Raw genomic sequence first — 26,377 nt, 5'->3', positions numbered from 1 at the left:
TTTTGTTACATCAGTTTTCTCATTGAAGATTCCCTGATTATTGTTCTGGTTTTAAGCTCTATTGTTTTTGGTGTAAATACTAAACCTTCTTTATAGCAAGTCATTTCTTCTAATAATAGATTAAAAGATTCAATGCCCATCTCGCGACTTGGTTGGTCAACGGTGCTTAATTTTGGAGTTAAAACTTGTGACATAAACCAGTTACTAAACCCAATGACTGCGACCTGCGCTGGAATATTAATTTTCTTTTCGTTTAAATAAGCTAGAACACCCACAGCTACTAAATCGGTGATTGCGAAGATACCGTCAATATCAGCGTGTTCGTTAATAATTTGTTCAGCAAAATATTTTCCTTCTTCAAAGTTAACTTTCTCACAGGTATAGACTAAAGTAGAATCAAACGGAATATTATTTTTTTCTAATGCCTTTTTGTAACCAATGTATCTGTCTACAGAATTTTGAGGGTTAATTGGGCCTCTGATATGAGCTATGCGTTTACAACCCACATCAATTAAATGTTGAACTGCGTTAAAAGCTGCGCTCTGATCGTTTATAATTACTTTCGAACATTTAGACAGTTTGGCAATTTTATCAAACATTACAAATGGTATCTTTCTATCAACTATCTCCCTAATATGTGCATCATTATTAGATTCATTAGACAACGACATAATAATCCCATCAACTCTTTTGTTGATAAGTAGTTCTATTTGTTTTTTTTCTAAAGCAAGACTTTCATTCGACTGCAATATAATGACTAAATATCCATTTTTTTCGGCTTCATCGATAATTGCGTTGACTACATTTGAAAAAAAATGATGCACTAACTCAGGCACTATTAAGCCAATAGTTTTTGATTCTTTGGTTCGTAAATTTACCGCAAAACTATTTGGTGTGTATTGTAATTCTTTGGCTAGCGCAACAACTGCGTTTTTAGTTTTATCGCTTACATCGTGATAATTTTTTAGTGCTTTTGATACTGTAGTAATCGAAATTCCTAATTTAGAGGCAATTTCTTTAAGAGTAATGTCTTTCATAAACCGATTTTCAGATAATAATTTTATTGTGAATTTTTATATAAAAATCCTAATGTAACAATTATTGTTGATGATCCCTAACTATAAATTTAGAACACAAGATATTAAAATTAGTCGGTTTTAGAATTACTAATCAAAAATTATTTTTAATGTAGAATTGCTATTTTTAAAAAGATTGTTAATACTACGCACAAACATTTATGTTGATTCTCGTTCTATTACATAAGTTGGTAATTCAATTGACTGAAAAGTAACAGCGGTATTACTTTTTTTAGATTTGATTTCATCAAATAAAATAGCTGCAGATTGTTTACCAATTTCAAATCCTGGCTGATCTACTGTTGAAAGTTTAGGCGTTATTACACTGGACATAAACCAATTACTAAAACCTAAAACGGCTATTTGATTAGGTATCGAAATCCCTATTTCATTACAGTATTTTATAATTCCAATCGCTACTAAATCTGTAATGGCAAAAATGGCGTCTATATCAGGATGTTGATTAAGTGCTTTTTTTGCATTTTCATAACCATCATCAAAATCATTATTGTTTTCGCATAAAAAAACCAGCGAAGGGTCATAAATAATATTGTTGTCTTCAAGCGCTTTTTTGTATCCTAAAAAGCGGTCAATCGAATTTTGTGGCATATATGATCCTCGAAAATGAGCAATCTTTTTGTAACCTTTATTTACAAGATAGCAAACCGCATCATAAGACGCTTTACGGTCGTTGATAGTTACTTTTGAACAGTTAACAAGTTTTGCTATCTTATCAAATAAAACTAAGGGTGTTTCGTGATTAATAATCGAATTTAAATGTTGAAATTCACCTGTTTCATTTGATAAAGACATCAGTATTCCATCAACTCTTTTATTTAATAATAAATCAATTTGTTTTTTTTCAAATTCTAATTTTTCATTAGATTGTAAAATAATTACAAGATAATCTCTCTTGTCTGCCTCTTCAAGAATACCTTGAATTACAGTTGAAAAAAAATCGTGCACTAAAGTTGGAATTATTAGACCTATGGTTTTAGATTCTTTAGTTCTTAGATTTACAGCAAAACTGTTGGGACTGTAATGCGTTTTTTGCGCTAAATCGACTACGGCTTTCTTTGTCGCTGCGCTAACATCAGCATATCCTTTTAATGCTTTTGAAACCGTAGTAATTGATATCCCAAGCTGATTCGCAATTTCTTTTAGAGTAGTGTTATTCATAGATTTAAAATAACGAGAGAGACAAAAAAACGTTTTACTAAAAACGAAAGTACAATTTATTTTTTGCAATCTGCATTTTTTGCAAAGCCGTTTGAAATATTTGAAAAGATTTTAAGAAAAATGAGATATATAAAATACAATAATAACATATTTAGGTAATTTATTAAAAAATATTAACAAATTTATCGTTAAAACCTCATTTCAGAAATTAACAATGTTAAGATAAAGGGTTTATAAATTCATTGATTTCTTTTAAAGAAATAGTAGGGTTCGCCCCTGAGTTCTTCGCTACAATAGCTCCTAAAGCACAGGCAAAGTCAATAGCTTCTTGGGGATTTTTTCCGTTCAAAAGTTTATATAGTAGTCCAGCTAGAAAGGAATCGCCTGATCCAACTGTGTCGATCACATCAATTTTATAACCGCTGTTGTAAAACATTTTCCCATTTTGATACAATACTGCCCCATGGCATCCTTTTGTAACGCAAATTTGGTTTGTATTAGTTTTTTCAGCGATAAAAATAATGTTTTGTTCTAAAGAATGATAGGGAGTTTCCATGAAATGAGCTATTTCATATAGTTCGTCATCATTAAATTTTATAAAATCAGATAACTTCATTAAATGAATTAATAGTTCTTTTGTGTAAAATGGTGCGCGCAAATTAACATCAAAAACAGAAAATTTAGCATTGTCAACTAATTTAAGCAAGGTCTTAAACGAAACAGAATCCCTACACACCAAACTCCCGAAAGCAAATGCATCAGCATTCTGAACTAAATTTTGATCTTCTGCAAGAAATTCTATCTTATCCCATGCAGCAGGATAATTTATCGTGTATGAAGCAGAACCTTGACCATTTAGTTTAACAGTAACTTCGCCAGTATTTAGAGTTCGATCTAGTTGGATCGTAGAGTGAGCAATACCTTTATTTTTAATAAATTCTAGCAGTTCTCTTCCTTTTTCATCGTTTCCTATTCGACTTATTATTTGTGATTGCACACCAAGTGACGCCAAACGCAACGCTACATTTAGTGGTGCGCCGCCAATTTTTAGATGTGTTGGAAATACGTCAAATAAAACTTCACCGAAACAAATTACTTTTTTATTCATGATTTTTATTGTTTTGATAGACTTTCAGATAATTCTTCTAATGTTCTACCCTTGGTTTCAGGCATTTTTAAAAACACCCAAATCAATTGGAAAACCATCATCAAACAGAAGATCGCAAACACGGGCGCGGTTCCAATTTCTTTGAATAAAAAGGGTATGAATGACGGAATCAATGCGGCTAAAATCCAGTGTACCGACGTGCCAAAAGATGTTCCAGCAGCTCGCAGTTTATTAGGAAATAATTCAGAGATAAAGACCCAAATAACCGCGCCTTGACCAATTGCATGCGATGCAATAAACAAGAAAAAAAATAACGGGATAAACATTCCTTGCCATTCAAAATAAAAAGCAACAGTCACTAAAGCTAAAGAAATAATATAACCTACTGATCCTAAGTACATCAATGTTTTTCTGCCATATTTGTCAATTAATGCGATGCCAATCATGGTAAATATTAAATTGATTATTCCAATGCCGATGCTGCTTAAAAACGATGCTGATTTCGCTAATCCAGCTAATTCAAAAATACGAGGAGCATAATACAAAAATGCATTGATCCCAGAAAGTTGGTTAAAAAAAGCTATGAAAAATGCAAGTAATAATGGTTTTCTATATTTAGGCAGGAAAATAGATTCATTGTTGCCTTCCTGTGCAGTTTCTTTTTCGATGGCTTCAATTTCTGTCGCAACAGTTGCTTCCGTGCCAATTTGTTTTAAGATAGCAATAGCTCGAGCCTTGTCTTTTTTATATTCGATCAGCCAGCGAGGACTTTCAGGAATTCCAAATACTAAAAGCGTGTAGAGTAAAGACGGAAATGCTTGTATTCCCAACATCCATCGCCAAGCATTTTCACCAATATCTTGTAAAAAATAGTTGGATGTAAACGCAATTAAAATACCAAAAACTATATTAAACTGATACAACGCAACTAGTTTACCTCGATCTTTTGCAGGAGCGATTTCTGAAACATAAGTGGGTGCAGCTATGGTAGAAGCACCAATTCCAATCCCGCCTAGAAATCTAAAAACAGAAAAGAAAATAGGGTCATTTGCAAATGCAGTTCCTACAGAAGAGATAAAAAATAGCAGACCAATAATTATTAATGTCTTTTTTCGTCCTAAAATATTCGTTGGGAAAGCCCCAAAAACAGCCCCTACAACAGTTCCCCACAAAGCTGACGACATCACAACCACCCCATGAAATAAGTCAGAAGTGCCCCATAATTGCTGTAATTGTTTGTCAGCTCCTGAAATCACAACAGTATCAAATCCAAACAAGAATCCTGCAAAGGCGACGACAACTGACCAATAAAGTATTTTTCTTTTGTGCATTTTTAGGTTTTTCTTAGCGGTGATTGCTTAATTATTTATCGAAAGAATTTTTACCAAATTCCTTTTATTTTTTTTATCGACATGCTGCTGATTTCCTGATTGCGGTCAGATGAAAGGATTAGTTTATTGTATGGCTCATTCGGAAAAATTTGTTCCGTAAAACTGTAAACTCCACCATTCAAGAAAACTTCGATGGAAGACCAATCCAGAATTATTTGAAAATCAATTGTCTCAGTTGTCAAGTAAGGCGTTTTTGTTTGGTGAATTTTTGCGCCAAAACTTTTTTCAAAATTTACTAGCCCCGAATTTCTTCTGTCAATAGAGAAAATCTTTTGCTTTGCATCATAATTTAAGACCAAAGAATCTGTGCGATCATTTGAAAAAACTAATTTTAAATTTTCGTTCTTTATTTTTAATCGTATTTCAGATTGGTTTAAATGTGAGTACTCGAAAGTCTTTTTAGAATCTGCTTCTAATATGATTTTATCTTTGGCGAAAGCCAATGTACTTTGTTTTTTAAATTGTTCGACCGGAGTGCTCCTTAATAGATATTGATCATTAATTTTTTCAAGTGAAAGCTCGCGAGCTAAGGTCATGGCACTTCTCCAGTTTTTCGTGGGTGTATTTCTCGCGTAAGACCAATTACTCATCCAGCCAATAAAAATCCGTTTATTTTCAGGTGCATTATTATACGTAATACCAGCGTAATTGTCAGCGCCGTTGTCAACCCATTTAATATCTTGTTGATTAGTTCTAAAACTTTTTCCATCGTAATCACCAATAAAGTATTGCGTACCTGAACCCCCGTGAGGAGCACCAGGATTAATACTTATCAGTAAAACCCATTTTTCTTCATTGGAACGAGCTACTTTTAATTTAAAAATATCAGGACATTCCCAAACGCCGCCATGAGCGCCTAAGTTTTTACCAAATTCACTTGCAAAATTCCAATCGATTAAATTCTGCGAAGTGTAAAATTGAGCACGGTCACCTGCGACTAAAACCATATTCCATAGTTGCTCATCATCATTCCAAAAAACTTTTGGATCTCTAAAATCTTTCAGAATTTCATTTTTAATAATTGGATTATTACTATATTTTTTCCAATTTTCTCCATTATCTAAGCTGTAAGCTAAACCTTGGGTTTGATAATTAGTTTTTCCAGCTTTTTCAGCTTCCATATTGTGATATGTAAAAATGGCAATCAGCGGGGGATTTTCTTTAGTTCCAAGTCCTGAGCTATTGGTATAATCAACAACTGCACTTCCGGAAAATATAAATCCTAATTTGTCTGGGTATAATGCTATTTTTTTATTTTTCCAATGAATTAAATCAGTACTTGTTGCATGTCCCCAATGCATTGGCCCCCAAACAATATCATCGGGATAATATTGATAAAATAGATGGTAAATGCCCTTATGAAATACTAATCCATTGGGATCATTCATCCACTTTTTTTCTGGCGAAAAGTGAAATTGAGGTCTAAACGGTTCTTTGTAAATTTTTGAGGAGTCAGGAACAATATTTTCTGTAGATTCGATTTGAATGATTTCATTTTCATTTTCCCTTAAACAAGAAGAATTGACATAAACAATTCCCAATGCTAAAATTACGACTACTTTTTTAACACTATAATTCATTTACTATGGATTTATAATTTAAATACGATTTTAAATGTATAAAGTATTGACGAAATATTTAGTTTGAATTCGTCAAAAGCTTATTTGTTAAACCGAAATCGTTTTCGATTTAGAATAGGGATACTATATTGTGCTTTTACATATTTTGACAATTTAATTATCTAAGTTTGAAATTAATATTAAAAATTACAACTATGATTTCAAGAGTTAAAGTTTTGTTTCTCTTCTTATCGGTCTGTCCTACTGTTTTTAGTCAAGCAATATCAGATGAGTGGCACTTAATCGCAAATTCAAGAGAAAATTATTATGGAGTAGCAATGGCAAATGGGCAAATAGGGATTGTAACTGATGACACGCCATTAAAAACCAAAGAGATAATTCTAAACGGAGTGTATGATGGTAGTCCAGAAAATGGTATCAGTAGAATTGTTCGTGGTATTGAATTTTTAAACCTTCGCTTGAAGCTTGACAATCAAGAAATCAAATCTAATAATATCGATAACTGGAAGCAAGTAATTGCCATGAAAGACGGAACAAGTACAACTTCGTTCTCATATAAGGATTTGGCAAATATCAATTATACTATTTTGGCAAATCGAGCGATTCCATTTTCAGCGATGGCAATAATAGAAATTATGCCGCTTAAAGACATAGAAATTGTTGCTAATAATTATATGACAGTTCCTGATGAATTGAAAGAAGCTAAGAGTCAGTTTCGTGTTTTAAAAGACAATCAATATTTAATGCCTGTTTTTGGGACAGTTGCTAAAACATTGACGGGGAAATATACAGTAGCGGCTTCAACTACATTTCTTTTTGATGGCGAAAGTGAAGCGTTAAAGCAAACTAAGAATGAAGTTGGTTTTACAAAAAAATTAATGAAAGGAAAAAAATATCGTTTTGCTATAGCAGGAGGAATTTGTACTTCAAAAGATGTTACTGATCCATTAAATGAATCCGAAAGGCAACCCATTTACGCGTTACAAGAAGGAATAGACAAACTTTTAACTCGACATAAAATGGCTTGGGCTGAATTGTGGAAAACAGGCGATATTCAAATTGAGGGAGATTTAGATGCACAACAGCGTGTTCGATTTGCGTTGTACAATTTATATTCCTTTATTCGTCCTGAAACAAGACAAAGTATTGCGCCGATGGGCTTGTCATCACAAGGATACAACGGGCATATTTTTTGGGATACTGAACTTTGGATGTATCCTACTCTTTTAGCATTACAGCCAGATATGGCAAAATCCTGTTTAGATTACCGCTCCGATCGTTTGCAAAAAGCGAAACAAAAAGCGTTCATATACGGTTACAAAGGAGCAATGTATCCATGGGAATCAGATGATACTGGTGAAGAAGCAACTCCAACTTGGGCATTAACTGGAATTTATGAGCAACACATCACAGCTGATGTGTCGATTGCTTTTTGGAATTATTATGCTTACACTCAAGATAAAGATTGGCTTAAAAAAGAGTGGGCAGTGCTAAAAGAGACTGCTGATTTCTGGGTAAGTCGCGTACTAGAAAATCCTGACGGGAGTTATTCGATTTTAAACGTTGTGGGTGCTGACGAATATGCACAGCACGTAGATGATAATGCTTTTACAAATGCTTCAGCGATCGAATCGTTAAAAAATACGATCAAAGCAACCACAATTTTGAAAGAGCCTATTAATCCAAAATGGGCGTTAATAGCTGATAAATTACTTATCCACACAAAAAATGGTATAACTCAAAATTACAAAGGCTATGAAGGTCAAATGATAAAACAGGCTGATGTAAATTTATTAGCTTATCCTCTTAATGTAATAACAGACAAAGCCCAAATTGAGAGAGACTTAGAATATTACGCCGAGAAAATTGATAAAAAAGACGGCCCTGCGATGGCGTCTGGAGTTTTATCTGTGTTGTATGCACGGTTAGGAGACAGAGAAAAAGCATATAGCTATTTTGTAAAATCATATCTACCAAACAGCCGTCCGCCGTTTGGCGTTTTTTCTGAATCAGCTAATAGTAACAATCCATATTTTGCGACAGGGGCAGGAGCAATGCTTCAAGCAGTTATTTATGGATTTGGTGGCGTAGAACTAACAGATAAGGGATTAAAATATAATAAAGGTCTGTTGCCACAGCAATGGAAATCCCTAAAAATTATTGGATTAGGTCTGGATAATAAGACGATAACTATAAAATAAAACATCTAATTTTTTTTGCCGGCACTTCATGATGTTCTTTGGGTCATAAAGTGCCGGCTTTTTTATATCCTTATATTTTTATTAGATATAATAAAGTAAATAAAGCTGAAAATCATTTTTTTTAAATAGTACGAATTATTTATTATCATTTTAATATTTAATCTCTCTACCCAAAGTTTGAAAAGCATTAAGAAAAGAATATTTTAGAGGCTAATATGTCTGTAAATTTCTTATCTATTTTAAAAGTTGACATGATTTTGTTTTGATTATTTAGAAAAATACAACGCAAAAGATAAGGTAGTTCTAATCTTCTCAAAATTGGTTTTTTTCAGAAATATTATCTTAAAAAACAACAAGTTCTTCGATTTTAAAAGCTTTTTTCGTCAACATAAAAAAGCAATTAAGATTTTGATTAAAAGTTAAATTATTGATTTATAGCAATATAACTATTAATTTTATGTATTTCGCATTTTTTGGATTACAAATGAAGTTTCACTGTCATTTTCGCAAATATTTAGAGATTGAAAGCTAAAAATTATGCATAATTAGTCTTAATTTTCATTATTTATTACTGAATATATAAATTTGTCACTAAATTTTTAAAGTATTACATAAAAATCGAAAACGTTTTCGTTAAATCGAAAACGTTTTCGGTCGCGGAATCTTAATTTTATCATAATATTAGAATTATATTTGATATTGAAATAAACAAACTACTTAAAAAATTATTAACTAACTTATTCATTAATATATGAAAAAAATTCTAATAAAAGGCTTGATGGCAATCGTAGTTATGCTCTGTACAAGTGTAGCATATTCACAAGATGTCTCTGGCACAGTATCCGATGCGAATGGTCCACTTCCAGGAGCCTCTGTATTAGTAAAAGGGACAAAAAATGGAACACAAACTGATTTTGATGGAAAATTTACCATTAGAAATGTAGGTGCTGATGCGGTTTTAGTTTTTAGCTACATCGGACTTAAATCTGAAGAGGTAATAGTTGGCGGTAGAAGTTCAATAACAGTCGCATTATTGGAGGATTCATCGCAATTAGACGAAGTCCTTATTATAGGCTATGGTTCTGTTGCGAAAAAAGATGCCACTGGGGCAGTTGATCAGTTGAATGCAAAAAACTTTGACAATGTTGCTGCGCCTAACCCTGCCGATTTATTAAGAGGTAAGGTCGCGGGTGTACAAGTTACCCAGTCTAGTGGTGAGCCAGGAGCTGGTGCAAGTATACGTATTCGAGGTAACTCTTCTATTCGCTCAGGTAATGGTCCACTTATTGTTGTTGATGGTGTGCCTTTAGATGGTGGAGACGTTTCTACTGGAAGTGACATTGGTTTAGGAGGATCTTCAGCAAGAAACCCTTTAAACTTTATCAATCAAAATGATATCGAGAGTTTGACTGTTCTTAAAGATGCTTCGTCCACTGCTATTTATGGTTCTAGAGGAGCAAACGGTGTTATTGTAATTACTACCAAAAAATCAAAATCACGAGAGACACAATTAACTTATTCTAATTCAATTGTTTTTAGTTCTATAGCTAGTAACTTAAAATTGATGGATTCTGCCGAGTTTGTTGCTAATGGTGGAAGAGATAATGGTAATCCTGGTTACAACTGGGAAGATGCTATTTTAAGAAATGCAATGTCAACAAATCATGATTTATCTTTTTCTAAATCTACGGAAAATTCATCTACTCGTATATCTATCGGTGCATCAAATACAGAGGGTATTGTAAATAGAACAGGTTTAGACAAATACACATTTGCTTTAAATAATTCTAATGACCTTTTTGGAGGTGCATTAAAAGTTGATACTAAGGTGATATATTCAAGTCTGAGAGATGAAGCTGCTTTGGTAACAAATAATGTGGGATTTATTGGTAACTTAATTGGTGCTGCTATGTACTGGAATCCAACGGATAGATTGGTTAATCCAAATGGAACTTTCAATGTAAGACCAAATGGATCCGCATCTGATAGCAATACTTTTCTCAACCCTGCACAGTTATCTCAAACATATACTGATTATACAAATACAAATAAATTGTTAGCTAGTATAAAATCAACTTTGAAAATTACAAACGATTTGAACTACCAGTTCTTGTTTGGTGTTGAAACGTCTAATTCGGCAAGAAAATTCCAATTGGATCCGACCATGAACATACAAAATGTGGCTCAGGCCACCCAGCAAGGAACCTCTGAGTTGAAATTTGGTCAAGCAGGTATAAATCAAATTGAAAGATTTAGTAAAACTTTTGAGCATACGTTAAATTACAATAAATCATTTGGTGAAAATTTCCAATTTGATGCTTTAGCTGGTTATTCTTACTACGATTACAATGCCGCGGGAAGCGAAGTAACTGCTAAGGGATTCAATGCAAATCAAAGGAATCTAATAGATAACATCGAGGGCGGTCTGCAAAATGAGTTTCGTGCTAACTCATTTAGAAACAGAACAGAATTACAGTCTTATTATGGTAGAGTAAACGCTACGTTGTATAAAAAATTCTTAATCACAGCTTCTTTACGTGCAGACGGTTCTACTAAATTAGGTATAAACGATAAATATGGTTATTTTCCAGCCGTTGGTTTAGGATATAAACTACTGGAGGACAATGAAGGATTAGTGAATACTTTAAAATTTAGAGCCAATTACGGTGTTACTGGAAACCAGGAGTTTGCGGTTAATTCAGCGGTAGCTCGTGCTTCATACGGAAATAATGGAGCACTAAATGTAGATTCAAATGCTAATGAAGATTTGAAATGGGAAACTACAATTTCTTCGGGTTTAGGTCTTGATTTTGGTTTGTTTAATAATAGATTAACAGGCTCCCTAGATTACTTTCAGAGAGATACTGAAAACTTAATTTTTCCGGTGCCTGCTGCAGCTACTCAACCAGGACCACCATCACCTCGTTTTGTCAACTTGCCTGGAAATCTGATCAACAAAGGTTTTGAAGTGAGCGCCAATTATAAAATCATTGACACAAAAGATGTAACTTGGGAATTCGCTGCTAATGCTTCTTTCTTGTCGAACAGGATGGAGAATTTTGCAGGCTTTATTCAAGCAGGTGCGTTGAACGGTCAAGGTCTATCAAATGCTTTTGTTCAAGTTGTAACAAATGATGAACCTATTTACAGTTATTTTATGTATGAATTTAGAGGATACGATGCTGCCGGAGCATCAATTTATGCAGATGCCGCAGGAGCAGATGCTTCTTTAGGATTGGCTGCTAGAAAATTAGTTGGAAAACAAGGATTACCAAAAATGAACTTAGGTTTTTCCACCAATATAGCGTACAAAAATTTTGATGCAGCCGTTTCATTTTATGGTGCATTTGGTCACTATCTATACAATAATACAGCTAATGCATTCTTCTTTAAAGGGGCTTTTAATTCGGGACGAAATGTGCCATCTGATGTAGCTACTTCCCCGCAAGCTGAGGGAGACCCTAATGCTCCATCAACAAAATATTTAGAAAAGGGTGATTTCTTAAGAATGGGGAATCTGACTTTTGGTTACACTTTTAGCGGTGCAACTTTAGAGAGATTGAAAATTAAATCAGCTCGTTTCTTTGTTAATGGGCAAAATTTATTATTGTTTACTAATTATTCTGGTTTTGATCCTGAAGTAAATACTGATAAAACCTTAAATGGTGTACCTTCAGCTGGTATCGATTATTTGTCTTACCCTCGGTCACAGGCCGTTGCGTTAGGACTAAATGTAACTTTTTAATAATATAAATCATGAAAAGAAATAATTTAATAAAAGGATTTCTATACTTAGGTGTAGTTTCTTTGAGCATTGGTTGTACTAATCTAGATGAAGAGATCTTAGATGGAGTTGCCAATAATAACACAGCAGGAGCAACTATTGATGTTGCTGGTACATTACAATCTGCAATTGAGGGATTAAGAGATTTTAATGGTCAAGGAGGAGTTTATGCAATGGATGAAATGTCTACAGATGCTATGGTTGGTCCAACTCGTGGAGGGGATTGGGATGATGCGGGCGTGTGGAGGCAAATACACACACACACATGGGCTCCTGATCATCCTGAGGTAAGAAACGCATGGAATTCATTATTGTCAAATGCATTCAAATGTAATCTTGTAATTGAAAACGGTGGAACTGCAATTCAAGTTGCGCAAGCTCGATTTTTGAGAGCATGGTACTACTATAATGTAGTTGACTTGTTCGGACAAGCACCGTACAGAGCTGCGGGTTCTGCTTTGACCGTGGATCCGCAGGTTTGGACGCGGACTGAAGCTACAGATTTTGTTATATCAGAATTAGAAGCAGTTTTAAACACGCTACCTAATAGGGTTACTAATCAAGCTTTTGTTATAAATAAAGATGCAGCTCGATTTTTATTAGCAAAAGCATATTTGAATAAAGCTGTTTTTAAATCAACAACCGCAGCAGGTCCGTATACTTTCGATGCAGCTGACATGACCAAAGTAGTTCAAAATATAGATGCAATAACAAACACATTAGCGCCAAGCTATTGGGATAACTTTAAACCAACTAACAATACGTCTCCAGAGGTTATTTTCTCTTCTGTAAATAACCAAGGTTTAGATGGTGGTGGTATGCAATCTAAGTGGAGGATGGGAGCACATTATAATCAAACTCCCGATGGATGGAATGGTTTTACCACGGTTGCAGAGTATTATAATAGATTTAATGCTGCTGATACTCGCGCTAAATTTTCTACTCCTGCTATTATAACTAGTTTTGGTAATCCAGTTGGATTTCAAGTGGGGCAACAATTTGCTCCGGGAGGTGTTACTCCACTTAAAGATAGAAACAATAATGCTTTGTTTTTTACGCCTGCTTTGACTTTAATCACCTCAGGCGTGACTCTTGAAACCGCTGGTATTCGTGGTATTAAATACATCCCGGATACTGGAAATTTAAATGTTCCGGACAATGATCTTGTATTAATGCGCTATTCTGACGCAATATTAATGAAAGCAGAGGCAATAGCTCGAGGCGGCTCAGGTTCTGGAGCAGCGGCAATTATGAGTAGTTTAGCATTAAGAGTTGGTGTTATACCTGCGGCATCCACTTTAGATGGTATTTATGCTGAAAGAGGCAGAGAATTGTGGTGGGAAGGATGGAGAAGAAACGATGCCATACGCTTTGGTAGATTCCTAGATGTTAGAAGTTTAAAGCCTTACGTTTCTGACGCTAAGTACCTTTTATATCCAATTCCTGCTGAGGCTTTGTTTAATGCTAATTTAAAACAAAATCCAGGATACTAAAATTTTTTAAAAATAATGTGTTTTTTGAGTTAGTTATAAAGAGGGTATTTATTACCCTCTTTATTTTATAACTATTTTATTCTTTTTTATACCAATATTATATAAATTAGGCAATTCTAATCCTTGCAATTACCTAACTAAAATGCTACAATATAATATGTCTAATCGTTTTGTCTTATTACCCCTTATGATTCTCTTTTTTTCTAATTGTTCCAAAGAAAATTTAGAAAATAAAGACGTGTTATTCTCTATATTAGACTCTTCTAAAACAGGAATTAATTTTGTCAATGAAGTTAAGAATGGTGCGGATATGAACATCTTCAAATATCGAAACTTTTACAATGGTGGCGGTGTTGCTATTGGAGACATCAATAATGACGGTCTTTCGGATGTGTATTTCACTTCAAATCTTGGAACAAACAAATTATACTTAAATAAAGGAAATTTTACATTCGAAGATATTTCTAAAAAAGCAGGTGTCGAAGGAACCAAAACCTGGTCAACAGGCGTGGTTATGGTCGATATTAATGCTGATGGATTACTCGATATTTATGTTTGTAATGCAGGAAATAGTTTGGGAAACCAGCAAAAAAACGAACTTTTTATAAATAATGGCAATGCTACTTTTACTGAAAAAGCAGCCGAATATAATCTAGCGGATACAGGAATAACTACTCACGCCGCTTTTTTTGATTATGATAAAGATGGTGATTTAGATGTTTATATTTTAAATAACAGTTTTATTCCCGTAAGCAGCCTCAATTATTCCAATAAACGAGACCTAAGAGACAAAGATTGGGATGTCGCCGAAATTTTGAAAGGTGGTGGCGATAAATTATTGCGTAATGACAACGGAAAATTTATTGATGTAAGTGCATCATCTGGTATTTATGGTAGCCTTATTGGCTTTGGTTTGGGCGTTACTGTAGGCGATGTAAACGGAGATTTATATCCAGATATTTATATCTCAAATGATTTTTATGAGCGTGATTATTTGTACATCAATAATAAAAACGGAACCTTTACCGAACAAATTCAGGGGTGGACTTCACATATTAGTCAATCTTCGATGGGAGCTGATATGGCAGATGTCAACAATGATGGAAAAGCCGATATTTTTGTAACGGATATGTTACCGGAACCAGACGAACGCCTTAAAACGACAACCAATTTTGAAAATTATGATTTATTTGTTAGAAAATTAAATCTTGATTTTTATACTCAATATATGCAGAATACATTGCAAATTAATAATGGTTCTAGCCAATTTGTTGAAATAGCAAATTATGCTGGTGTAGCTAAAACCGACTGGAGTTGGGGCGCTTTGTTATTTGATATGGACAATGATGGATACAAAGACATCTATGTTTGTAATGGGATTTATAATGATTTAACCAATCAAGATTTTGTTGACTTTTTTGCAAATGAATTTATGCAAAAGATGGTAGTAACTGGAAAGAAAGAAGAAATTCAAACCATTATCAGTAAAATGCCAACAACACCAATTCCCAATTACGCTTTTAGAAATAATAAGAATTTGACTTTTACAAATGAAGCTGTGAAATGGGGATTTGACACGCCAAGTTTTTCTAATGGTGCTGCTTATAGCGATTTAGACAATGACGGCGATTTAGATTTGATTGTCAATAACGTCAATATGGAATCTTTTGTTTATCGCAATAATTCAGAGAAAAATAAAAAGAACCACTTTATAAAAGTAAAATTAAAAGGAGAAGGTCAAAATAAATTCGCTGTCGGGAGTGTTGTTGAATTATTTTCAGGAAAAGAGATTCTCAGACAAGAGTTGATTCCTTCGCGAGGTTTTCAATCGTCTGTTGATTATATAATGACTTTTGGAATTGGCACAAAAAAAATAGATTCCATACAAGTAATTTGGCCAAATGGAAAATTCCAAACGGTAAAAAAAATATTAAAAAATACTACATTAAAGCTAAATATCCTAGATGCTAAATTTGATTATACTATAAAAAACAAGGCATTAAAACCATTATTTGTAGAAAAGAAAACACCGTTTGTAGCGCACAAAGAAAATGATTATATTGATTTTGATTATGAAGGATTAATATCGAAAATGCTTTCACAAGAAGGGCCTTCACTCGCTGTTGCTGATATTAATGGAGATGGAAATGAAGATGTTTATGTAGGTGGAGCCAAAGGGCAGACAGGCAAAATATATTTGAATAATGGGAATGGTAATTTTGCTATAACCTCTCAGAAAGACTTAGATGGCGATTTTAATTTTGAAGATACAGCAGCCAGTTTTTTTGATGCAGATAATGATGGCGACATTGATTTGCTAGTGGGTTCCGGTGGAAACGAAAAAGCAGATCAGGCTAATTATAAAAACCGTTTGTATTTGAATAATGGGAAAGGAGTTTTTGTAAAAAGCAAAACGAACGTGCCAGCAACTAATAATAATGTTGCTGTAATTGCTCCTTATGATTTTGACAATGATGGTGATATTGATGTGTTTATTGGCAGCCGAAGTGTTCCCGGAGTTTATGGAATTGATCCTAAGCATTTATTACTAGAGAATGACGGGAAGGGCAATTTTACAAATGTAATAGATAAAAAAGCATTCAAAATTAATGCTGTTGGTATGATTACAGATGCCGTTTGGGAAGATATTGATAATGATTCTAAAAAAGATTTAATCTTGGTTGGCGACTGGACCGCTCCGATGATTTTCAAAAACACAGGACGAAGATTAACTGAATATAAGTCTAATCTTGATGATTATAAAGGTTTTTGGAACGCAGTAAGTTGTGTGGACTTGAATAATGATGGTAAAAAGGATTTGGTTTTGGGTAACAAAGGAACAAATACAACCTATAAACCCGCTGTTGCAAATCCATTAAAATTGTTTGTCAATGATTTTGACAACAACGGAACTATTGAACAAATAGCCACTCAATCAATTAAAAGTAAAGATTTGCCTACAAACCTAAAGCAGGAATTAGCCAGACAGATTCCTTCAATTAAAAAGAAAAATTTAAGTTATAAAGATTATTCCACAAAGACATTTCAAGAATTATTCGTCCCAGAAATAGTTAGTAATTCGATACAAAAGACGGTTAATATTCAAGAAAGTATAATTGCAATTAATACAAGGAATGGTAAGTTTGAAATAAAAAAACTTCCAAAAGAAGTTCAATTTTCATCTGTAAATTCAATTTGTGTAATGGATGTAAATAATGACGGAATTTTAGATTTGATATTGGGAGGAAATCAATACGAATTTAAACCGCAGTTTTCAAGATTAGATGCAAACTTTGGTAGCATTCTTCTAGGCAGTAAAAACGGAACTTTTTCTTGGTTACCTTATGAAAAATCGGGTTTCTTCATTAAAGGAGAGGTCAAAAACCTGAAAGTAATAAGAGATAAAAACAAAACGGTTTCAATAATAGCAGTTGTAAATGATAATGTCCCCAAAATATTTAGAATCAATGAATAATTATTTTAGAATAATTCTGGCTTTAGTACTTTTTAGTAGTTGTTCCAAAAAGGAAGGAAAGTTATTTGAGATGTTGCCTTCAGAAGAAAGTAAAATTTTATTTAATAACGAATTATTAGAATCCAAAAACATTTCCATTTTAGATTATTTGTATTATTACAATGGCGGCGGTGTAGCTCTTGGCGACATTAATAACGATGGTTTGGTCGATATTTATTTTACTTCTAATCAAGGGAAGAACAAATTATACTTGAATAAAGGGAAAAATAAATTTGAAGATATTTCGGCAAAAGCTGGAGTGGAAAGTCAAAGTGACTGGAACGCTGGAACGGTAATGGCCGATGTGAACGGAGACGGATATCTCGATATTTATGTTTGTGCCGTAGTAGGAATTAATGGTTTTGAAGGTCAAAATGAATTATTTATCAATAATAAGGACAATACGTTTACAGAAAGTGCAGCACAGTTCGGATTAGATTTAGATAATTACAGTTCGTCAGCCGCTTTTTTTGATTATGATTTGGATGGAGATCTTGACATGTATCTATTAAATCATGCGGTTCATTCTGAATCTTCTTTTGGCAATGCTACTATTCGAAACAATAGAAGTTATGAATCTGGTGATAAGCTATTTCAAAATAACAATGGAAAATTTATAGATGTTAGTGAACAGGCAGGGATTTTTGGCGGTGCAAATGGATATGGATTAGGACTGGCAGTTTCCGATTTCAATTTAGATGGATATCCGGATATTTACGTGGGTAATGACTTTCACGAAGATGATTACTATTATCTCAATAACGGTGATGGAACTTTTACCGAAAGTTTAAAGCAATATTTTGGACATACCTCTAGATTTTCGATGGGAGTTGATGTTGCCGATGTAAATCATGATGGATTTCCCGATATTCTAAGTTTGGACATGCTTCCCGAGGATGAAAAAGTTTTGAAATCTTCTCTTGGCGATGACAACGTCCAAATGCTAAAAATGAGAACAGAAAAGTTGGGCTATCATTACCAGTATACCAGAAACATGCTGCAATTGAATCAAGCTGGAAACCAATTTACCGAAACTGCTTTGCTAAGTGGTATTGCCGCTACTGACTGGAGTTGGAGCACTTTATTTGGCGATTATGATCAAGATGGAGAGCAGGATATCTTTGTGAGTAACGGAATTCCAAAACGTCCAAATGATTTAGATTATGTCAAATATTATTCAAATGATCAAATAAAAAGTAAAATTAGCACCACGAAGCTTCTGGATAAAGAGGCTTTGAAGCGAATGCCAAAGGGAAATGTAACGAATTATGTTTTTCAAGGCGCAGCTGATTTGCAATTTAAAAACCGCTCGAAGGATTGGATAGAGAATGATTCTATAATCTCAAACGGTAGCGGTTATGCTGATATTGATAATGATGGAGATTTAGATGTAATTACTAATAATACAAATGCTATTGCTTCGGTTTACATTAATAAAACAGATGCGAAATCAAACTATTTAAAATTGAAATTGCGGTTTACAGGAAAAAATACCTTTGGAATTGGAGCCAAAGTAATTTCCTATTCGAAAGGAAAGAAACAATTCAAGGAACTGCAAACTAGTAGAGGATTTCAATCTTCGTCAGAACCAATGATTCATTTTGGCTATGGAAAAACAAAACAAATAGATTCATTAGTGGTGGTGTGGCCAGACAAGACCTATCAAACCTTGAAGAATGTTAAAACATCTCAAACCCTTACGATAAAAGCAAAGAAAGATAGAAAAGTTTTTGATTACAAAACCTTGCATCCTGCAGTTTTACCCATTTTTAAAAAGGTAGAAACAGGATTAGGAATTGACTTTATGCATCAGGAAAATGACTATGTGGACTTTTTAGTTCAAAAATTAATTCCGTATCAACGATCAGATCGAGGCGCTGCAACTGCAATAGGAGATTTGAACGGCGATGGAAAAGAAGATATATTTTTTGGCGGTTCCAAAGGCAAAAAGGCAATGATCTATTTCCAAAATACCAATGGATTTGCAAAAAAAGAAGTTGCTGAAATCGAAAAGGATTCTATTTTTGAAGATGCCTCAGCGGTAATTGGTGATTTTAATAATGATAAATTAAATGATTTGTATGTTGCTTCCGGTGGTGGTGAAAATGCAGCTGACTTACAGGATCGAATGTATTTGAATAAAAGCAATCAGTTCCTTAAAGCAGCATTGCCTAAAATAGCACAAAATGGCGCTGTAGTTAAGACTTTTGATTATGATAAAGATGGCGATTTAGATCTTTTTATAGGTAATAATTCCATAAATAATAGATTTGGAAGCCTTCCAGATTGCTACTTATTGAATAATAATAAAGGAGTTTTTACAATTGTCCAAAACAAAACTTTTCAAAATATTGGAATGGTTACTGATGCTGTTTTTACAGATTTCGATCAGGATGGAAAAATGGATTTAATTGTAATTGGAGAATGGATGAAACCTACTTTTTTTGCTAATAAAAACGGTAAATTTACCGATGTTACGGCAACTGTTTTTCCGGAAAAAAGCAATGGATTATGGCAAGCAGTAATTCCTTTTGACATCGATCACGATGGCGATCAGGATTATTTAGTTGGAAATTGGGGTTTGAATTCTAAATTCAAAGCTAGTAAAAATTTTCCAATGAAGATGTATTACGATGATTTTGACATTAATGGCAATTTTGAAACTATTGTTGCTATAGAAAAGGACCGAAAATATTATACTATTTCTGGTTTGGATGAGCTAGCAGAACAATTTAGCGGAATGCTAAAGAAGAAATTCAATAATTACAAATCCTTTGCAGGAAAAACATTAGAAGAGGTTTTTGATCCAAAAATACTTGAAAAAGGAAAGCTGTTTGAAGTGCATAATTTGAAATCGGGTTATTTAAAAAATGACAATGGTAAATTTACTTTTGTTCCCTTTTCTAACAAAATGCAAGTAGCTCCAATTACGAGTTTTGTAAAGTCTAATTTTGATTCGGATGCGAAAGAAGAAGTTTTTGCTGCCGGAAATTATTTTGGAGTTTCGCCATATCACAGTAGGTTTGATGGGTTTTCTGGTGCATTAATAAAAAATGAAAAAGTAATATATTTAGGAAATCAAATCGGAATTGATTTGACCCAAAAAGCGGTTAGGCACCTTGATATTATTACTTTTAATGGTAAGAAATACATGTTAGTCACAATCAATAATAAAAAGGCAGAAGTATATGAAATGCCATCAGCTAAAAAATAGAAAGCAACTTTCAAAACATTAAAAAATGAAAACTAAAATTTTTAGTCTTGTCTCCATTATGTTTCTTTTTATTTCTTGTAAAAAGGAGCAATCTATCGTGATTACTACCGAGGAATATCATGCAGCAGTAGACAATGTAACTCAAATTATGATTCATGATATTTTTTCTCCGCCGGTTGCCAGTAGGATTTTTGTATATCCTAATATTGCCGCTTATGAAATAATGGCTCAAAACAGTAAAACTTATACAAGCCTTCAAAATCAATTAAATGGGTTAGATTCGATTCCTAAACTTGATGTAAAAAAGAAAATTAATCAGCCGCTAGCAGCATTAATTGCGCACATGGAACTGAGTAAGCAATTGGTTTTTTCAGAAGAAACATTGGATAAATTTCGAGATAGTTTATATCAAAAATGGACTAATGAAAATGAAGAGGAATTTTTAGTTTCCAAAGAATACGGACTAAAAGTTGCCGAACGAATAAAGATTTGGATGGGAAAAGATAATTACAAAGAAACCAGAACCATGTCTAAATTTTCTGTTTATGCAAATCAACCAGGAAGATGGCAGCCAACTCCACCTTCATACATGGATGCGATAGAGCCACATTGGGGAAAAATCAGAACTATGGTACTCGATTCCGCTTCCCAATTTAAGCCCATTCCCGCCTTCACTTTTTCATTAGATAAAAGTTCCCCCTTTTTCAAGGAAGTACAGGAAGTATATGACATAAGTAAACAGATGATTAAAAAAGGAGATGATTCTGAAGAAATAAAGATGGCCCAATTTTGGGATTGTAACCCTTATGTTTCGGTTACTCAAGGGCACATGATGTTTGCTAAAAAAAAGATCACGCCTGGAGCACATTGGATGGGAATTACAAAAATTGCATCTAAAAAATCAAATGCTGATTTTGCTAAAACAGTTTTTGCTTACACCAAAACTTCGATAGGGATTTTTGATGGTTTCATCAGTTGCTGGAACGAAAAATTTAAGAGTAATGCAGTTCGTCCAGAAACTGTAATTAATCAACATATCGATGAGAACTGGAAACCAATTCTACAAACACCACCTTTTCCGGAATACACCAGCGGTCATTCGGTAGTTTCAATGTGTTCGGCTTCTATTTTGACCTCAGTTTTTGGAGATAATTTTGCTTACGCTGATGACACTGAAGTTCAGTTTGGATTGCCAATAAGAAAATTTAAATCCTTTGATGCCGCTGCAAAAGAAGCCGCAATGAGCCGATTCTATGGAGGAATTCATTACACATCAGCCATTGTAAACGGTATGGATCATGGCAAAGATATTGGGGATTTTATTGTTGGAAAATTAAAAATGATTAAATAGAAATGACATTAAAAAAGAGGATATCAGTAGGGTCAATTGGGTTTATTAGTTTGTTTTTAATTTGGTATTTTGCTGTAAAAGAATCAGATTATTGTATTTCATTTAAAGTAAAAGCTGCAACAGGAACCGTTTTTCAGGGAATACAGGAATGGACTGTAGCGCAGCTATTAAAAGATGGAGAAAAATACACCTTAATAGAAAAGAGGGATTTTGAGTTTATTAAACAAAAAATGGAAAAAGAAAATGTCCAAATGGAATACGTTTGGGACATAACTTCGATTAATGATTCTATTACAAAACTGAGTGTTGGTATTAAAGATTTAAATCAGAGTTGGTATAATAAAATAACAGTTCCCTTTTATAATACCGATTTCAAAAAGGAACAAATTAGAAAGATCACTGATTTTAAAAAGGGATTAGATGATCATTTGCAAAAGTTTAAAGTTGTTATTGATGGTGAAACTTCAACTAAAGAAGTTTCTGTTGCATACATTAGCTTGGAAAGCGTGTTGCAAAGGAAGGCACAAAATATGATTGCAAGTGATGCACTAATTACCGGCTTTTTATACAATAATAATATCGAAATCAAAGGAAAACCTTATCTAGAGATTACAAATTGGGATCTTGAAAACGAAACCTTACAATTTAACTATTGCTTCCCAGTAGATAAAAACACTAAAGTTGTTTTTGATGAAGTTATAAAATTTAAATCTTTACCGGCTTTGCACGGATTAAAAGCAACCTATTATGGCAATTTTAGAACGTCGGATCGTGCATGGTTTGCATTATTAGATTATGCCAAAAGAAAAAACATTAAAATAAAACATCAAGTTTTAGAACATTTTTTAGCAAATCCTTTCAATGGAGGGGATGAATTGCAATGGAAAACCGAAATTATGATGCCCTTTGCAGCTGATTAAATTAAAATTAATATAGATTTTTGAGTTTATCGAAAACGTTTTCGCCACTTTCGAAAACGTTTTAGTTTTGAATGTGCTTTTAAATGACATTTTAAAAATTAATTTTAGTAAAAATCAACAAATTAACCAACCAGAATGAATTTAAAAGTTAAACTAAGTTTTTGGCAGATCATTAATATGAATGTTGGTTTTTTTGGTATTCAATACAGTTTTGGTTTACAGCAAAGTGCGGTTAATCCTATCTACGATTTTTTACATGCCAGTCCTGATCAAATTCCAATACTAAATCTTGCAGGACCTTTGACAGGTTTATTAATTCAACCTATAATAGGAGCAATGAGTGATAAAACATGGCACCCAAGATGGGGACGTCGAAAACCTTATTTCTTTATTGGAGCAATAATTTGCAGCATCGCACTTTTTCTCTTTCCTTTTAGTAGTTCATTATGGATGGCTGCAGGCTTATTATGGATTTTAGATATCGGGAACAATACTGCAATGGAGCCTTATCGGGCCTTTATCGCTGATACTCTGGACGAAGAGCAGCAACCAATGGGTTTTCAAGCGCAAAGTTTTTTCACAGGTTTCGGACAGTTTTTAGCTTATATTTCTCTATTTCTTTTTCCAATTGTTTTTGTGGGCTACACAGGTTCATTGCCTACTTGGATATATGCTTCTTTTTTTCTGGGTGCTATTCTGTCGGTAACTTCTATCTGGTGGAGCATGAACAAAACCAAAGAAATTCCGCCGACAGAAGCAGAATTGGCACTACTAAAAGCTGAACCTTTAAAGATTTTTTCTCCTTTTGTTGATATTTATAAAGCAGTATTAGATATGCCTAAAGTAATGTGGCAGCTTTTTTTGGTTTATTTGTTTCAGTGGTACGCAATGATGTGTTACTGGCAAAACAATTCAAAAAGTATTGCATTATCTGTCTGGGATGTAACTCCAAAGAATGCTGCAGGCTATGAAAAAGCGGTGGAGTGGAATGGATTGATTGGGGCTTTTGGATTCATAGTCACTTTTTCCATCGCGTTTTATTTGGCAAAATTAGCCAAAAAATATGGAGCAAAAATGGTTCATTTTGTCTGTCTTTTATTTGGAGCTACTTCCTTTTTATTTTTCCCAACGGTGCATAACCAATATCTATTTTTTGCGGTAGTCATAGGTTACGGAATTGCTTGGGCAAGTATGATGGGAATTCCCTATTTAATGGTTGTTGCCGTAATTTCAAAAGAAAGATATGGTGTGTACATGGGCATTATTAATATGATGATTGTTATTCCGATGATTATTCAAAATCTCTCTTTTGGTTATATTTTAAGAAATTTTCTAGACAATGATCCTCGCCAAGCAATTACGTTTGCTGGTGTGCTATTGTTAATTGGTGCTTTTTGCACGATGTTAATTCAAAGTAAAAAAGTGCCAACAACGATATGAAAACCGATATAAATTATAGTAAAGCAGTAGAGTTATTGCAAAAGGTATCTTCGCCAGAGGGTTTTCTTGCGAGTGCAAATAATATTTCTAATTATCAAAGAGTGTGGGCTCGCGACGGAGTTATTTGCGGATTGGCGGCTTTAGCTTCTGGCGACAAAGAACTAATAGAAACTTTTAAAAAAACATTAGAAACGTTAGCAAATAATCAGCACAAAGCAGGAACGATTCCATCAAATGTGATGACAAATGGTAATATAGTTGAGGTGAGTTATGGCGGTTTAGCAGGAAGAGTTGACGCAGTGACATGGTTTGTAATAGGAGTTTGTCAATATGCTTTTTATACTAATGATATAGCTTTTGTAGCAAAATTCAATACTCATATTGAAAAGTGTTTTGCACTTTTAGATGCGTGGGAATTTAACAACAAAGGTCTTTTATACGTTCCGCTTTCAGGAAACTGGGCAGATGAATATATTACTGATGGCTACGTTTTGTACGATCAATTACTGAGGGTTTGGGCATTAAAAAGCTATAATTATTTTGTGGAAGATGACGTGATTTCAACTAAAATTAAAGCAATTATAGAACAAATAGAAATCAATTTTACCCCAAATGACCTTGGTGATAAATATCATCAGCGAGCATATCAGGAAATAAATATTGAAAAATTCATGCCTTGTTCATTTTCTCCAGCAGGATATAAAACACAATTTGATGCTTTTGCAAATTCATTAGCATTGTATCTAAACATTGGTTCTCAGGATTTTCAAGATATAATTTTAGACTATTCAATTAGTCTCAAAAATGAAACGAAATTAAAATTATTACCTGCTTTTTGGCCCGCAATAAAAGAAACGGATTTAGATTGGAATTTGCTAAAAAACAATTGTAAATATGAGTTTAGGAATTATCCTAATGAGTTTCATAATGGAGGAAGTTGGTCTATGGTAAATGGTTTTTATGGTTTGGCACTTCTTTCAAAAGGGAAAAGTAAAGAAGCTAGTGAAGTTCTAAATGCTATAAACACAGTCAATGCAGTTCAGGATTTTAGTTTTTACGAAAATTTCAATAGTGAAACGAAAGAGCCCAATGGAGTCCCTTTTTGCGCGTGGAGTGCCGCTGCTGCGGTGTTAATACATCAAAGTTTATATACAAATTTTAAATTTTTAATTTAGTTGGAAAAGACAATAGATATAATTTGTGCTGGCGAAGTTTTGATCGATTTTATTGGTCATGAAATGAATTCGTCAATAAACAAAACTAAAGATTATCATCGCTTATTAGGTGGTTCGCCTACAAATGTGGCGGTGAATGCTGTGCGTTTAGGTTTGAAATCAGTTTTAATAGCTGCTTGTGGCGATGATGGATTAGGAGAATATATCATTAGAAAACTGAAGTCCAATAACGTAATTACTTCTCAAATTAGAAAATCGGCGACGCACCCAACTTCTGTAATATTTGTTTCAAAATCAACTAGCACGCCAGATTTTATTGCGTATCGAGAAGCAGATTGTCATATTGAACCAAATCAAATTCCAGAGCATTTATTAAAAAGTGCTAAAATCTTTCATACCACCTGTTTCGCTCTAAGCAAAAACCCAGCACGTACAACAATTGTAGAAAGCGCAAAACGAGCAAAGGCGCTAGGATTACAAACTAGTATTGATATTAATTTTTCAGAAAAAATTTGGCCAGATCGAAAAGAGGCAAACCAAATTTTAACGGAATATTTAGCTACTAATCCGTTAGTGAAAGTAAGCGAAGATGACTGTTACCGTCTTTTTGATGAAGTAAAATCGAACGACTATATTTTTGACTATTTCCATGGTTTAGGCGCGGATACTATTTGTTTGACAAAAGGAAAAGATGGAGTAGTATTGTCTAATGTTGCTCTTGGAATATTTTACCAAGCAGCCTTTCCAGTAGCAGATATCAGAGACGCTACAGGCGCAGGTGACGCTTTTTGGACTGGTTTTTTATATGCGCAGTTGCACAATAAAAACTTTGAAGAAACACTTACAATCGCACAAAAATTAGCTGCATTAAAACTTCAAAACGTAGGTAGATTACCTGAAGGCATAGATATTCAAGAATATTTGAATACTAATTGAGGTTAAATATAAATA

At 33.7% G+C, this 26,377-nt stretch carries 15 protein-coding genes; 10 read left to right on the top strand and 5 right to left on the bottom strand.

What is annotated here, in order from left to right:
* Window positions 1-5 precede the first annotated feature (5 nt).
* The 5 genes from BUB42_RS00620 to BUB42_RS00600 form a co-directional block, all read right to left on the bottom strand.
* On the bottom strand, window positions 6-1,037 hold the full coding sequence (locus BUB42_RS00620; protein WP_073016167.1) for a LacI family DNA-binding transcriptional regulator: 1,032 nt from the start codon (window positions 1,035-1,037) through the stop codon (window positions 6-8).
* A gap of 198 nt (window positions 1,038-1,235) precedes the next feature.
* On the bottom strand, window positions 1,236-2,255 hold the full coding sequence (locus tag BUB42_RS00615) for a LacI family DNA-binding transcriptional regulator (protein ID WP_073016165.1): 1,020 nt from the start codon (window positions 2,253-2,255) through the stop codon (window positions 1,236-1,238).
* A 217-nt stretch (window positions 2,256-2,472) separates the two neighbouring features.
* On the bottom strand, window positions 2,473-3,363 hold the full coding sequence (locus BUB42_RS00610) for a carbohydrate kinase family protein (RefSeq protein WP_073016163.1): 891 nt from the start codon (window positions 3,361-3,363) through the stop codon (window positions 2,473-2,475).
* Between the two features lie 5 nt (window positions 3,364-3,368).
* Window positions 3,369-4,694 (bottom strand): sugar porter family MFS transporter, encoded by a 1,326-nt coding sequence (locus BUB42_RS00605; protein ID WP_073016162.1) that lies wholly within the window; start codon window positions 4,692-4,694, stop codon window positions 3,369-3,371.
* Between the two features lie 50 nt (window positions 4,695-4,744).
* A complete protein-coding gene (locus BUB42_RS00600; protein WP_073016160.1) occupies window positions 4,745-6,334 on the bottom strand; it encodes a glycoside hydrolase family 32 protein in 1,590 nt (529 codons plus the stop codon).
* Window positions 6,335-6,528: 194 nt separating this feature from the next.
* Here BUB42_RS00600 and BUB42_RS00595 point away from each other — a divergent pair, with 194 nt between their 5' ends.
* From BUB42_RS00595 to BUB42_RS00550, 10 genes are all read left to right on the top strand, one after another.
* Complete coding sequence (locus tag BUB42_RS00595) at window positions 6,529-8,535, top strand: kojibiose hydrolase (RefSeq protein WP_073016159.1); 2,007 nt, start codon at window positions 6,529-6,531, stop codon at window positions 8,533-8,535.
* Window positions 8,536-9,286: 751 nt separating this feature from the next.
* A complete protein-coding gene (locus tag BUB42_RS00590; protein ID WP_073016158.1) occupies window positions 9,287-12,280 on the top strand; it encodes a SusC/RagA family TonB-linked outer membrane protein in 2,994 nt (997 codons plus the stop codon).
* Between the two features lie 11 nt (window positions 12,281-12,291).
* Window positions 12,292-13,812: a RagB/SusD family nutrient uptake outer membrane protein gene (locus tag BUB42_RS00585; RefSeq protein WP_073016157.1), complete on the top strand. Its 1,521-nt coding sequence runs from the start codon at window positions 12,292-12,294 to the stop codon at window positions 13,810-13,812.
* Window positions 13,813-13,954: 142 nt separating this feature from the next.
* Window positions 13,955-17,287 (top strand): VCBS repeat-containing protein, encoded by a 3,333-nt coding sequence (locus BUB42_RS00580; protein ID WP_244533849.1) that lies wholly within the window; start codon window positions 13,955-13,957, stop codon window positions 17,285-17,287.
* A complete protein-coding gene (locus BUB42_RS00575) occupies window positions 17,280-20,540 on the top strand; it encodes a VCBS repeat-containing protein (RefSeq protein WP_073016728.1) in 3,261 nt (1,086 codons plus the stop codon). The genes BUB42_RS00580 and BUB42_RS00575 overlap by 8 nt, the downstream gene beginning before the upstream one ends.
* A gap of 25 nt (window positions 20,541-20,565) precedes the next feature.
* Window positions 20,566-21,891 carry a vanadium-dependent haloperoxidase gene (locus tag BUB42_RS00570; protein ID WP_073016155.1) on the top strand — a complete coding sequence of 442 codons (1,326 nt, stop codon included), beginning with the start codon at window positions 20,566-20,568 and terminating at the stop codon, window positions 21,889-21,891.
* Window positions 21,892-21,893: 2 nt separating this feature from the next.
* Window positions 21,894-22,811, top strand: coding sequence for a GyrI-like domain-containing protein (locus tag BUB42_RS00565; protein WP_073016154.1), 918 nt, complete (start codon window positions 21,894-21,896; stop codon window positions 22,809-22,811).
* Between the two features lie 135 nt (window positions 22,812-22,946).
* Window positions 22,947-24,251 carry an MFS transporter gene (locus BUB42_RS00560; protein WP_073016153.1) on the top strand — a complete coding sequence of 435 codons (1,305 nt, stop codon included), beginning with the start codon at window positions 22,947-22,949 and terminating at the stop codon, window positions 24,249-24,251.
* Window positions 24,248-25,426 carry a glycoside hydrolase 100 family protein gene (locus BUB42_RS00555; RefSeq protein WP_073016152.1) on the top strand — a complete coding sequence of 393 codons (1,179 nt, stop codon included), beginning with the start codon at window positions 24,248-24,250 and terminating at the stop codon, window positions 25,424-25,426. Before BUB42_RS00560 ends, BUB42_RS00555 begins: the two co-directional genes overlap by 4 nt.
* Window positions 25,427-26,362 carry a carbohydrate kinase family protein gene (locus BUB42_RS00550; RefSeq protein ID WP_073016151.1) on the top strand — a complete coding sequence of 312 codons (936 nt, stop codon included), beginning with the start codon at window positions 25,427-25,429 and terminating at the stop codon, window positions 26,360-26,362.
* The last annotated feature ends 15 nt before the right edge of the window (window positions 26,363-26,377 follow it).

Origin of the sequence: Flavobacterium micromati, from assembly GCF_900129585.1 — a bacterium.
Lineage (GTDB): Bacteria > Bacteroidota > Bacteroidia > Flavobacteriales > Flavobacteriaceae > Flavobacterium > Flavobacterium micromati.
This window is presented reverse-complemented; position numbering and strand designations above follow the sequence as displayed.

What these genes read in the sequence shown, in the direction of transcription:
- BUB42_RS00595 (WP_073016159.1), top strand. Translation starts at nt 6,529, where the DNA reads ATGATTTCAAGAGTTAAAGTTTTGTTTCTCTTCTTATCGGTCTGTCCT.
- BUB42_RS00565 (WP_073016154.1), top strand. Translation starts at nt 21,894, where the DNA reads ATGACATTAAAAAAGAGGATATCAGTAGGGTCAATTGGGTTTATTAGT.
- BUB42_RS00590 (WP_073016158.1), top strand. Translation starts at nt 9,287, where the DNA reads ATGAAAAAAATTCTAATAAAAGGCTTGATGGCAATCGTAGTTATGCTC.
- BUB42_RS00620 (WP_073016167.1), bottom strand. Translation starts at nt 1,037, where the DNA reads ATGAAAGACATTACTCTTAAAGAAATTGCCTCTAAATTAGGAATTTCG.
- BUB42_RS00580 (WP_244533849.1), top strand. Translation starts at nt 13,955, where the DNA reads ATGCTACAATATAATATGTCTAATCGTTTTGTCTTATTACCCCTTATG.
- BUB42_RS00570 (WP_073016155.1), top strand. Translation starts at nt 20,566, where the DNA reads ATGAAAACTAAAATTTTTAGTCTTGTCTCCATTATGTTTCTTTTTATT.
- BUB42_RS00610 (WP_073016163.1), bottom strand. Translation starts at nt 3,363, where the DNA reads ATGAATAAAAAAGTAATTTGTTTCGGTGAAGTTTTATTTGACGTATTT.
- BUB42_RS00600 (WP_073016160.1), bottom strand. Translation starts at nt 6,334, where the DNA reads ATGAATTATAGTGTTAAAAAAGTAGTCGTAATTTTAGCATTGGGAATT.
- BUB42_RS00605 (WP_073016162.1), bottom strand. Translation starts at nt 4,694, where the DNA reads ATGCACAAAAGAAAAATACTTTATTGGTCAGTTGTCGTCGCCTTTGCA.
- BUB42_RS00615 (WP_073016165.1), bottom strand. Translation starts at nt 2,255, where the DNA reads ATGAATAACACTACTCTAAAAGAAATTGCGAATCAGCTTGGGATATCA.
- BUB42_RS00575 (WP_073016728.1), top strand. Translation starts at nt 17,280, where the DNA reads ATGAATAATTATTTTAGAATAATTCTGGCTTTAGTACTTTTTAGTAGT.
- BUB42_RS00585 (WP_073016157.1), top strand. Translation starts at nt 12,292, where the DNA reads ATGAAAAGAAATAATTTAATAAAAGGATTTCTATACTTAGGTGTAGTT.
- BUB42_RS00555 (WP_073016152.1), top strand. Translation starts at nt 24,248, where the DNA reads ATGAAAACCGATATAAATTATAGTAAAGCAGTAGAGTTATTGCAAAAG.
- BUB42_RS00560 (WP_073016153.1), top strand. Translation starts at nt 22,947, where the DNA reads ATGAATTTAAAAGTTAAACTAAGTTTTTGGCAGATCATTAATATGAAT.